General features: G+C 77.0%; 4 protein-coding genes and 1 pseudogene. 1 reads left to right on the forward strand and 4 read right to left on the reverse strand.

Going from position 1 to position 12,102, the window contains the following annotated elements; genetic code table 11:
• Window positions 1-63 precede the first annotated feature (63 nt).
• Window positions 64-1,086 carry an LLM class flavin-dependent oxidoreductase gene (locus IH61_RS0128780; protein WP_031075092.1) on the forward strand — a complete coding sequence of 341 codons (1,023 nt, stop codon included), beginning with the start codon at window positions 64-66 and terminating at the stop codon, window positions 1,084-1,086.
• A gap of 76 nt (window positions 1,087-1,162) precedes the next feature.
• Here IH61_RS0128780 and IH61_RS0128785 read toward each other — a convergent pair whose 3' ends face one another.
• The 4 genes and pseudogenes from IH61_RS0128785 to IH61_RS50385 all read right to left on the reverse strand — a co-directional run.
• Window positions 1,163-2,206, reverse strand: coding sequence for an LLM class flavin-dependent oxidoreductase (locus IH61_RS0128785; RefSeq protein WP_031075094.1), 1,044 nt, complete (start codon window positions 2,204-2,206; stop codon window positions 1,163-1,165).
• Between the two features lie 28 nt (window positions 2,207-2,234).
• Window positions 2,235-5,441: a type I polyketide synthase gene (locus IH61_RS0128790; protein ID WP_420714004.1), complete on the reverse strand. Its 3,207-nt coding sequence runs from the start codon at window positions 5,439-5,441 to the stop codon at window positions 2,235-2,237.
• On the reverse strand, window positions 5,422-9,198 hold the full coding sequence (locus IH61_RS50045; RefSeq protein WP_420714005.1) for an SDR family NAD(P)-dependent oxidoreductase: 3,777 nt from the start codon (window positions 9,196-9,198) through the stop codon (window positions 5,422-5,424). The genes IH61_RS0128790 and IH61_RS50045 overlap by 20 nt, the downstream gene beginning before the upstream one ends.
• Window positions 9,199-9,208: 10 nt before the next feature.
• A pseudogene (locus IH61_RS50385) lies at window positions 9,209-11,932 on the reverse strand (type I polyketide synthase); the annotation flags it as partial.
• Window positions 11,933-12,102 lie beyond the last annotated feature (170 nt).

Below are 12,102 nucleotides of genomic sequence, written 5' to 3' on the forward strand. Positions count from 1 at the left end.
CGCCGCACCGGCCCGATCCACCCGCTCCCTTCCCATCGGGGGCCGACACCTGAGGAAACAGGCATGACCGCGTTCTCCGTCCTCGACCAGGGCCCCCGACGGGCCGGCACCGGCACCTCCGAACTGCTCGCCGAGGCCGTTCAACTTGCACTGCACGTCGAGGAGTTGGGCTTCAGCCGCTACTGGGTGGCCGAGCACCACGCCGAGGCGGCGGTGGGCATCTCGGCGCCCGAGATCGTCATCGCCCACCTGGCCGCCCGCACCACCCGGCTGCGGATCGGCGCCGGCGGGATGCTGCTGCCCAACCACTCGCCGCTGCACGTGGCCGAGCAGTTCCGCACGCTGGAGGCCCTGCACCCCGGCCGGATCGACCTCGGCATCGGCCGCTCCAGCGGCACCGGGCACGGGCCGACCGCCGCGCTGCTCCAGCGCTCCTCGCTCGCCCCCGAGGTGTTCAACGGCCAGCTGGCGCAGCTGCTGGCCTTCGGCGGGCACGCCGCCCTGCCGCAGGGCCACGAGCTCGCCGGGGTCAGGGCCGTGCCGACGGACGCGCCGCTGCCCGGGGTGTTCCTGCTCGGCGGCAGCCCCGCCTCGGCGGGCGTCGCGGCCCGGCTGGGGCTGGGCTACGCGTACCTGGCGGCGTACCAGGACCCGGCCAACGCCTTCGCGGCGCTGCGCCGCTACCGGGAGCAGTTCCGGCCGGCCCGCGAGGGCGCGCGGCCGTGGGCGGTCCTGACGCTGACCGTGGTCGTGGGCCGGGACGACCGGCACGCCGAGGAGCTGGCCACCCCGTGGCGGCTGGCGCTGGCCCAGCACGCGGCGGGCAACTCCGCGCCGCTGCTGTCCGTCGAGGAGGCCCTGGCCCACCGGCCGACCCCGGCCGAGCGGGCCGTGCAGCGCGCCGCGCCGCTGAACGACCTGCGCGCGGAGGTGGTGGGCGGGCCGGACACGGTGGCGGCGAAGCTGAAGTCCTTCACCGAGGAGTCGGGCGCCGACGAGGTGATGGTGGTCGCGAACACCTACGACCCGGCGGACCGACGGGAGTCCTACACCCGGCTGGCCGAGCTCGCGGGGCTGGGCGCGTAGGCGTACGCGGCGAGGGGTGGGGCAAGCGGGGGAAGCTGCCCCACCCCTCGCCGTACGGGCTCAGAGCGGTACGGGCTCAGAGCGGTACGGGCAGCTCCCGCAGGGCCGGGAGCACCTCGGCGGCGAAGGTGCGCAGCGCGGCGAAGGCCGTGTCGGCGGGCAGCAGCCCGTACTCGAAGGCGGCGTTGACCCGGGTGACGCCGGCGGCGGCGAGTTCGGCCAGCTGGTCGACGATCTGCTCGGGCGAGCCGGCCAGGAGGCGCTCGTAGGCGAGTTCCTCGTCGGCCGGGTCGACGGCGGCGGGGACGGGCGGCATGCCCCCAGCGGGGTGGGCGCCCTCGGCCAGGGCCCGGGAGGTCTGGATCTGGCGGGCGACCTCGCGGGCGGCGGCCCGGCGCCCGGCCGGGTCGGTGCCGAGGTGGACGAAGCGGTTGACGGCGTACTCCAGGCCCTCGGCCCTGACCCCCTCCTCGGCGGCCAGGGTGTTCACCGTCTGCCACTGGGCGGCGAGTTCGGCCGGGGTCGACAGGGCCAGGCCGAGCAGGTGGAAGCCGCGGCGGACGGCGAAGCGGGTGGACTCCGGCGAGATCGCGGCGGCCCAGACCGGCGGGTGCGGGGACTGGTGGGAGGGCGGCAGGACGGTCACCGGGGCGTCGATCCGGTGGAACTCGCCCTTGTGGGTGACCGCGTCCTCGGTGAGCAGCCGCAGCACCAGGTCGGCGGACTCCTCGAAGGCGGCCCGGCTGGTGGCGAGGTCGCGGCCGAAGCCCAGGAACTCGTGCGGCTGGTAGCCGCGGCCGATGCCGAGGTCCAGCCGCCCACCCGAGACCTGGTCCAGGGTGTTGACGTCGGCGACGAGGCGGACCGGGTCCCACAGGGGCAGCACCAGGATGCCGGTGCCGACCCTCAGGTCGGGGGCGATCGCGGCGGCCTGGCCGAGCAGCAGCAGCGGCGAGGAGCTGAGGCTGTAGCCGGAGAAGTGGTGCTCGGTGATCCAGATGCCGGAGAAGCCCTTGTCGTTGGCCCATTCGACCTGCCGGGCGAAGTCCAGGTACTTGCGGCGGGCGGACTGGCGGTCCACCGAGGGGGAGATGCTGAGGTAGGTGATTCCGACGCGCATGACCGGGGTTCGCTCCTTCGGGCTGGGTTCAAGAGGTGGGCAGAACGGACTCGGCCAGCAACTGGTCCAGGTGCGCGGCGAGTTCGGCGGGGACGGGGTGGTCGAAGGCGACCATCGGCGACAGGGTGAGGCCCGTCGCCGCACCGAGCCGGTTGCGCAGGTCCAGGACGCTGAACGAGGAGAAGCCGAGGTCCTGGAAGCGCTCCGCGGCGCCGATCCGCGCCGGGTCGGTGTAGCCGAGGGCGGCGGCGGCCTGCTCCTGGACCAGCGCCAGCAGCAGGGCGGTGCGCTCCGGGGCCCGCGCGTCCGTCCATCGCCGCAGCAGCTCGGCCGGGTCCACGGCCGGGTCCTCGGTGGCCGACGGGGCGGCAGCGGGCGGCGCGGGCGTCCCGGCCGGGGCGGCGCCGGAGGGGCCGGGGGTGGCCAGCCAGTGGACCGTCGTCGCGAAGGGGTGGCCGGGCACGGTGTCGGGGTCGGCGGCGGGCGCCGGGCCGACGGGCCGGGCGACGGCGAGCCCGTGCACCTCGGCCCCGGCCAGCGCCGCCGCGAGCGCCCTCGGCTGGGGCCGCTCGCGCAGCTGCGCGGCCAGGTGGACGGCCTCCGGGTGGATCGCGGCGGTCAGCGCGCTGAGCGTGCTGTGCGGGCCGAGCTCCAGGTAGGCGGTGACGCCGTGCCGGTCGCGCAGGGTGCGCACGCCCTGGGCGAAGCGGACGGTGGCGCGGATCTGCTCGGTCCAGTACCGGGGGCCGGCGATCCGCTGAGGGTCGGCGGTCTCGCCGGTGAGGTTGCTGATCACCGGCAGGCCCGGGGCGCGGTAGGTGATCCGCTGCGCCTCGGCGTGGAAGCGCTCCAGCACCGGGTCCAGGTGGGCGGAGTGGAAGGCGTGCGAGACGCGCAGCCTGCGGGTGCGCAGCCCGAGCCCGGTGAGCTCGCGGTCGAGTTCGGCGACGGCGGCGGCGTCGCCGGAGACCACGGTGGAGGCGGGTCCGTTCACGGCGGCCAGGCCCAACGCCTGCCCGTACGGTGCGAGCAGTTCGGTGAGCCGCTCCTCGGGGGCCTGGACAGAGAGCATCGCTCCCGCGCCGGCGGGCAGTTCGTCCATCAGCCGGGCCCGGGCGGCGACCAGCGCGGCCGCCGATTCCAGGTCGAACACCCCGGCCAGGTGGGCGGCGGAGACCTCGCCGACCGAGTGGCCGAGCACCGCGACGGGCGGGGGCAGCCGGGTGCCGAGCAGCCGGGCCAGCGCGCTCTGGTGGGCGAACAGGGCCGGCTGGGTGTAGCGGGTGCGGTCCAGCAGGGCGGCGTGGGCGGTGCCGGGCTCGGCGAACATCACGTCCCGCAGCGGGCGCTCGAGGTGGGGGTCGAGGGCGTCGCACACCTCGTCCAGGGCTTTGGCGAACTCCTGGTGCTCGGCGTGGAGTTCGCGGCCCATGCCGGGGTGCTGGGAGCCCTGGCCGGAGAAGGTCCAGGCGGCCCGGGCGGGGGCGGTGACCGCCGCGGGGCCGCGCACCAGGGCGGGGTGGGCGCGGCCCGCCGCCAGGGCGCGCAGGGCGGCGGCGATCTCCCGCGGACGGTCGGTCAGCACGGCGGCCCGGTGCGGGAACCGGGCGCGGCCGTGGCCGAGCCAGTGGGCGGTCTCCTGCGCGCTGTCGGCGGCCCCGGCCTCGGCGTGTGCGGCCAGTGCCAGCGCGTGTTCGCGCAGCGCCTCGGGGGTGCGGGCGGTGAGCAGCCAGGGCCGGTCGGCGGGGGCGGCGCCGGGTTCGGCGGGGGCGGCGCCGGGTTCGGCGGGCGGCGAGTCGGGGGCCTCCTCCAGGACCAGGTGGGCGTTGGTGCCGCTGATCCCGAAGGAGGAGACGGCGGCCCGGCGCGGGCGCTCCCCGCGCGGCCAGGGCGCGGCCTCGGTGAGCAGCTCGACCGCGCCCGAGGACCAGTCCACGTGCGGGGTGGGCGCGTCCAGGTGCAGGCTCGCGGGCAGGGTCTCGTGCCGCAGGGACAGGATCAGCTTGATCACCCCGGCCACCCCGGCGGCGGCCTGGGTGTGGCCGATGTTGGACTTCAACGAGCCCAGCCGCAGCGGGCGTTCGCGCTCGCCCCGGCCGTACACGGCGAGCAGGGCGCGGGCCTCGATCGGGTCGCCGAGGGTGGTGCCGGTGCCGTGCGCCTCGACGGCGTCGACCTGGTCGGGGGTGAGCCGGGCGTCGTCCAGCGCCTCCCGGATCACCGCCTCCTGGGCCGGGCCGCTGGGGGCGGTGAGGCCGTTGCTGGGGCCGTCCTGGTTGACGGCCGAGCCGCGCAGCACGGCGAGCACCCGGTGGCCGTTGGCGCGGGCGTCGGAGAGGCGCTCCAGCAGCAGCAGTCCGACGCCCTCGGCGAGGCCCGTGCCGTCGGCGCCGGCCGCGAACGCCTTGCAGCGCCCGTCCGGGGCCAGCCCGCGCTGGCGGCTGAACTCCAGGAACACCCTCGGGTGGGCGAGCACGCAGGCGCCTCCGGCCAGGGCAAGGTCGCTCTCGCGCGAGCGCAGGGAGCGGGCGGCCAGGTGCATGGCGACCAGGGAGGAGGAGCAGGCGGTGTCGACGGTCAGGGCCGGGCCGAGCAGGCCGAAGTGGTAGGCGAGCCGGCCCGAGGCGACGGAGCCGGCGTTGCCGGTCATGAAGTGGCCGTCGAGCTCGCCGGCCACCTCGTGGGGGCGCGGGGCGTAGTCCTGGCCGATCATGCCGACGTACACGCCGGTGCGGCTGCCGCGCAGGGCGGCCGGGTCGAGGGCGGCGGACTCGAAGGTGCGCCAGGCGGCCTCCAGCAGCAGCCGCTGCTGCGGGTCCATGGCGAGCGCCTCGCGCGGGCCCAGGCCGAAGAAGGCGGCGTCGAACTCGCCCGCGCCGTCCAGGAATCCGCCCTGGCGGGCGTAGGAGGTGCCGGGGGTGGCCGGGTCCTCGTCGAACAGGGTGTCGAGGTCCCAGCCGCGGTCGGCGGGGAAGTCGCCGACGGCGTCCCGGCCCTCGGCGAGCAGCCGCCACAGGTCCTCGGGGGCGCGTACGCCGCCGGGCAGGCGGCAGGCCATGCCGACGATCGCGACCGGCTCGTGCGCCCTCTCCTCCAGGACCTCGATGCGGCGCCTGGCCTGGCGCAGGTCGGCGGTCGCGCGGCGCAGGTAGTCGCGCAGCCGCTCCTCGGTGGTGCCGACGGGTGCTGCGGTCGGTTCTGTCGTCCCGGGCATCTCAGACCTCCGTTCCGGGATGGTTGAGTTCGTCGTCGAGCGCGGCGAACAGTTCCTCGTCGCTGGCCGCCGCGAGGTCCTCGGCGAGGTGGTCGGTGAGGCGGTCGGCACCCTCCCCGGTGCCCGTTCCGGTGCCCCTCCCGCCGGTGCCGTCCGGGCCGTCGTCCAGGCGCCAGAGCAGCTCGCGCAGCCGCCGTCCGACCGCTCCCCGGACGCCCTCGGCGGCGCCCAGGGCGGGCAGCAGGGCCTCCAGCCGGTCGAGTTCGCGCAGCAGCGGGTCCGGTGCGGCCTCGTCCCCGGGGGCCAGCTCCCGGTGCAGGTGGGCGGCCAGCGCCGACGGGGTCGGGTGGTCGAACACCGTGGTCGGGGGCAGCCGCAGGCCCGTGGCCGCGCCGAGGCGGTTGCGCAGTTCGACGGCGGTGAGCGAGTCGAAGCCGATCTCCTTGAACGCCTGGTCGGCGGCCACGGTGTCGGCCGTGCCGTGGCCGAGGACGGCGGCCGCCTGGGCCCGCACCAGCTGGAGCAGGGCTTCGGCCCGTCCGTCCGGGTCGAGGGCGGCCAGACGCTCCAACAGCGGGGCCGGGCCCCCGGGGGCGGGCGCGCCGGCGGCGCTGCGCCGGGCGGGGGTGCCCGGCCGGGAGCCCGACAACGTACGCAGCAGGGTGCGCAGCAGCGGGGGTACCGTTCCGGCCTCCTGGCCCGCCCTCAGGTCGAAGCGGGTGGTGACGAGGGCCGCCCTGCCGCTCGCGCGGGCCGTGTCCAGCAGGGCCAGACCCTCCCGGTCGGTCAGCGGCACCAGGCCGCCGCGGGCCAGCCGGGCCCGGTCCCCGTCGGTGAGCGCCCCGGTCAGCCCGCTGGCCCGCTGCCACAGGCCCCAGGCGAGGGAGGTCGCGGGCAGGCCCTCGGCGGCGCGGCGCTGGGCGAGGGCGTCCAGGTAGGCGTTGGCCGCGGCGTAGTTGGCCTGTCCGCCCCCGCCGAGCACGCCGGAGACGGAGGAGTACAGCACCAGGTCGGCGAGGTCCGCGTGCCGGGTCAGCTCGTCCAGGTGGCGGGCGGCCAGGGCTTTGGGGGCGAGCACGGCCTCCAGGGCCGTACGGTCCAGGGCCTCGAGGACGCCGTCGGCCAGGGCGCCCGCGGCGTGCACCACCAGGGTCAGCGGGTGCTCGGCGGGGACGGCGTCGAGCAGGGCGGCCAGCGCGGCCCGGTCGGCGACGTCCACGGCGGCGAGCGTCACCTCGGCGCCCAGGCCGGCGAGTTCGGCGGCCAGCTCGGCGGCGCCCTCGGCCTCGGGGCCGCGCCGGCCCGCCAGCAGCAGGTGCCGGACGCCGTGCTCGGCCACCAGGTGCCGGGCGGTCAGCGCGCCCAGGGTGCCGGTGCCCCCGGTGACCAGGACGGTGCCCGCCGGGTCGATCGGCGCGGGGACGGTCACCACGACCTTGCCGGTGTGCCGGGCCTGCCCGAGGTGGCGCAGCGCCTCCCCCGCCCGGGCCACCGGCCAGGCGGTGATCGGCGGCAGGGTCAGCGCCCCGCGCTCGAACAGCTCCAGCAGGTCGGCCAGCAGCTCGCCGATCCGCTGCGGACCGGCCTCCAGCAGGTCGAAGGAGCGGTAGCGCACGCCCGGGTGCAGGTCGGCGATCCGCTCGGGGTCGCGCAGGTCGGCCTTGCCCATCTCGACGAAGCGGCCGCCGCGCGGCAGCAGCCGTAGGGAGGCGTCGACGAAGTCCCCGGTGAAGGAGTTCAGCACGACGTCCACCCCGGCGCCGCCGGTGGCGGCCAGGAAGCGCCCCTCGAAGTCGAGGGTGCGGGAGGAGGCGGTGCGGGCCGGGTCGACGCCGAGCGCGGCCAGGGTGTCCCACTTGCCGGGCCCGGCCGTCCCGTACACCTCGGCGCCCAGGTGGGTGGCGAGCTGGACGGCGGCGATGCCGACCCCGCCGGCCGCCGAGTGCACCAGCAGCCGTTCGCCCGCGCGGAGCCCGGCCAGGTCGACCAGGGCGTAGTGCGCGGTCAGGTAGGCGGCGGGGACGGCGGCGGCCTGGGCGAAGCTCCAGCCGGCCGGGATGCGGGCCAGCAACCGGTGGTCGGTGACGGCCACCGGGCCGATGCCCCCGGACACCAGGCCCGTGACCCGGTCACCGGGCCGGAGGTCCGTCACCTCCGCCCCGACCTCGGTGACCACCCCGGCCGCCTCGGTGCCGAGAAGGGCGCGGTCGGGGTAGACGCCGAGGGTGATCAGCACGTCCCGGAAGTTCAGCCCGGCGGCCCGCACGGCGATCCGCACCTCGCCGGGGGCGAGGGGGCGGTCGGCGTCCGGGGCGGGGAGCAGGGCCAGCGCGTCCAGGGTGTCGCCGGTGGGGGTGAGCCGCCAGGGGCCGTCCTCGGGCGCGGTGAGCTCCGGACGGGCGGGCAGCGGCACGACGGCCGGGGCGAGCACCGCGCCCCGGCGCAGGGCCAGTTGGGGTTCGTCCAGGGCGAGGGCGGCGGCCAGGGCCGTACGGGAGTCGGGGTGGCCGTCGGTGTCCAGCAGGCGGAAGCGGCCGGGGTGCTCGGTCTGGGCGCTGCGCAGCAGGCCCCACAGGGCGGCGGCGACGGGCTCGACGGGGCGGTCCGCAGCATCCGCGTGCTGGGCGTCGCGGGTCAGGACGGCGAGGCGGGTGTCGGCCAGCTGGTCCTGGGCGAGCCAGCGTTGGAGGAAGCCGAGCAGGGAGGTGGTGGCGGCGACGGGGTCCGGGTGGTCGGGGAGGGTGAGCGGGAGGACTGCGGTGGCGGGCGGGTCGGTGGCGAACAGGGCGGCCGGGTCCGGAAGTTCGGCGTCGAGGCGGTGCTCGGGCAGTGCGGCCCAGGCTCCGGGGGCGGCCTCCGCCGGGGGGACGGGGGCCCAGTCGAGGTGGTACTGGCCCTCGGGGCGCCCGGACGGACGGGCGGTGGCGAGGGCGCCGGGGGCGAGCGGGCGCAGGGCGATGCGCTCGACGGAGACCACCGGGCCGCCGAGCGGGTCGGTGGCGGTCAGCGCGACGGAGTCGGCTCCGTGGCGGGTCAGGCGTACGCGCAGGCTGGTGGCGGCCGTGGCGGCGAGGGTGACGCCGGTCCAGGCGAAGGGGAGGGCGGTCGGCTGCTCGGTGGCGGCGGCGTCGGTGGCGGTGACGGCGAGGGGGTGGAGGGCGGCGTCGAGCAGGGCGGGGTGGAGGCCGTAGCGGGCGGCGTCCGGGTGTGCGGGCTCGGGGAGTTCGACGGTCGCGTAGACGGTGTCGCCGTCGCGCCACAGGGCCTGGACGCCCTGGAAGACCGGGCCGTAGTCGTAGCCGCGCTCGGCGAGGTCCGGGTAGAGGGCCGACGGCTCCACGGGCACGGCGCCGGGCGGCGGCCAGGCCGTGGGCCAGTCCTCCGGGGCCGACTCAGGGGCCGGCGCCGGGGCTGTTTCCGGGCCGGACGGGAGGAGCAGGGCGGTGGCGTGCCTGGTCCACGGCTCCTGCGGTCCGGCGGCGGCCGGGCGGGAGTGGACGGCCAGAGCGCGGGCGCCGTCGGCGTCGGGCGGCTGGACGGCGGTCTGCAGGTGGACGGCATCGCCGTCCAGCAACAGCGGTGCCTCCAGGGTCAGTTCGGCCAGGGCGGGGACGGCGGCGCGATGGCCGGCGTGCAGGGCGAGCTCGACCAGGGCGGTCGCGGGCAGCAGCGGGACGCCGGTGACGGCGTGGTCGAGCAGCCAGGGATGAGTGCCGCTCGACAGGCGGCTGGTGTAGAGCGCGGTGCCGTCCGGCAGGTCGGTGGTGGCGCCCAGCAGCGGGTGATCAGCGCTGTGCAGGCCCAGGTGGCCGGGGTCGCTGACGTCCGGGGCGGGGTCGAGCCAGTAGTGGCGGTGCTGGAAGGGGTAGGTGGGGAGTCCGGGTGGGGTGGTGGGGGTGGTGACGGGCCAGGTGAGGCGGTGGCCGTGGAGCTCGACGGCGGCGAGGGCTTGGAGGAGGGGTTGGTCGTCCTCGCGGTTGCGGCGCAGGGTGCCGGTGACGAGGGTGTCGGGGGCGTCGGGCGTGTCGGCCAGGGTGTCCTGGAGGGCGAGGGTGAGGACGGGGTGGGCGCTGGACTCGACGAGGGTGGTGAAGCCGTCGGCGGCGAGCGCGCGGACGGTCTCCTCGAAGCGGACGCGGCTGCGCAGGTTGCGGAACCAGTACTCGGCGTCCAGGGTGGCGGTGTCCAGCGGAGCAGCGGTGACAGTCGAGTAGAAGGGAATGTCGGGCGTCCTCGGCGTGATGGCTCCCAACTGGTCGAGGAGGGAGGCGTGGAGGGATTCGACGTGGGCGGAGTGGGAGGCGTAGTCCACCGGGACCTGCCGCACACGGACGTCCTGCTCCTCGCCCCAGGCGACGAGTTCGCCGATCGATGCGGCGGTGCCCGAAACCACCGTCGAGGACGGGCCGTTGACGGCGGCGACCTCCAACTCGCCGTCCCACCGGGCGATCAGCCGCTCCACCTACGGGATCGGTCAGCGCTTCCTCCAACTGCCAGTCCACGTACGGCTCCAGAGCCCGACCGGCGTCCGCGAGGAGGGAGGCGAACACCGGCGACGACTGCGCCAGCGCCACCCCCATCCCCACCCACTGCGACCCCTGCCCCGGGAACACCAGCACCACCCCACCGGGCGACCCCGCCGCCCGACCCGACACCACCGCCGGGTGGTCGTTCAGGGCCCGCAGCGCGGCCACCACCTCGGCGCGCTCGCCCGAGGTGACGGCGGCGCCGAACCCGTGCCGGGCGCCGCGAGTCAGCGTCCAGGCCGCCACCTCCGACAGCGCCGTCCGCGCGCCCGGACCCTCCAGCCAGTCCGCCAGCCGCCCGGCAGCGGCGGCGAGCGCCGCCTCGGAGCGCGCCGAGAGCAGCACGGGGGCCGCCACCGAGGGCAGTTCCGAACTCGCCGGGAGGGGCACGGGAGCCGCGACGGCCGGGGCCTCCTCCAGGATCACGTGCGCGTTGGTACCGCTCATCCCGAAGGCCGACACGCCCGCACGGCGCGGCCGCTCGCCCGGGGCCCACTCGACGGGCGCGCGCAGCAGTTCCACCGCACCGCTCCCCCAGTCGACGGCGCCGGTCGGCTCGTCGGCGTGCAGGGTCGCCGGCAGCACGCCGTGCCGCAGCGCCTGCACCATCTTGATGATGCCCGCCACCCCGGCCGCCGCCTGCGCGTGCCCGATGTTGGACTTCACCGACCCCAGCCACAACGGCCGCCCCGGCGAACGCTCCTGGCCGTACGTCGCCAGCAGGGCTTCCGCCTCGATCGGATCGCCCAGCCGGGTGCCCGTGCCGTGGGCCTCCACCGCGTCCACGTCCGCCACACCGAGCCCGGCCGCCGCCAGCGCCGCCCGGATCACCCGCTCCTGCGAGGGACCGTTCGGCGCGGTCAGGCCGTTCGAGGCGCCGTCCTGGTTGACCGCCGTACCGCGCACCACCGCGAGCACCGGGTGGCCGTTGGCCCGGGCGTCGGAGAGCCGTTCGACCAGGAGCAGCCCGACGCCCTCGGAGAAGCCGGTGCCGTCCGCGTCGGCCGAGAAGGCGCGGCAGCGGCCGTCCGGGGAGAGTCCGCGCTGTCGGCTGAACTCGATCAGGGTGTCCGGGGTGGACATCACGGTGGCGCCGCCGACCAGGGCGAGGCTGCACTCGCCGGAGCGCAGGGCCTGCCCCGCGAGGTGCAGGGCGACCAGGGAGGAGGAGCAGGCGGTGTCGACCGTCACCGCCGGGCCCTCGAAGCCGTACGTGTAGGCGATCCGGCCGGAGGCCACGCTGCCCGCGCTGCCGGTGCCGAGGTAGCCCTCCGCCTCGGGGGCGGAGCCTCGCACCCGGCCGCCGTACTCGGTGTAGATCAGGCCGGTGAAGACGCCGACCGGGGTGGAACGCAGCGCGGCCGGGTCCAGGCCCGCGCTCTCCAGCGCCTCCCAGGACGCCTCCAGCAGCAGCCGCTGCTGCGGGTCCATGGCGATGGCCTCACGCAGGTTGATGCCGAAGAACGCCGGGTCGAAGTCGGCCGCTGCGGCGAGGAAGCCGCCGTGGCGGGTGTAGGAGGTGCCGGTGCGCTCAGGGTCCGGGTCGTACAGCGCCTCCAGGTCCCAGCCCCGGTCGACGGGGAACCCGGAGATCGCCTCCCTGCCCTCGGCGACCAGCCGCCACAGCTCCTCCGGGGAGCCCACCCCGCCCGGGTAGCGGCACGCCATCCCGATGATCGCCAGGGGTTCGTCGGCGGCGGCACGGGGACGGGCGGGCGCGGGCGCGGAAACCTGTGCGGTGCCGCCCCGGCGCAGCAGGTCGCCGAGGTGCTCGGCGAGGGCGCGCGGGCTGGGGTGGTTGAAGACCAGGGTCGGCGGCAGCTTGAGACCGGTGGCGGCGGCGATCCGGTCGCGCAGCTGGACGGCGGTGAGGGACTCGAAGCCGAGGTCGCGGAAGGCCCGGTCGGGGTCGAGCTCGGCGGGGGTGGCGTAACCGAGGACGGCGGCGACCTCCGCGCGCACCAGCTCCTGCACCTGCCGCGCCAGGTCCGCGGCGGAGAGGCCCCGGAGGTGCTCGGCCGAGCCGCTCTCCCCCGCCGTGCGTCCGGCGGCCCGGCGGGCCGGGGTGCGGGTGGGGCGGGCCGGGCCCCGGGAGGCGGGGGCGGTCAGCCGGTCGGCGTCCACCGGGCGCAGCACCAGGGCGTCGACGGTGAGGA

Source organism: Streptomyces sp. NRRL WC-3742, from assembly GCF_000720635.1.
Taxonomy (GTDB): Bacteria; Actinomycetota; Actinomycetes; order Streptomycetales; family Streptomycetaceae; genus Kitasatospora.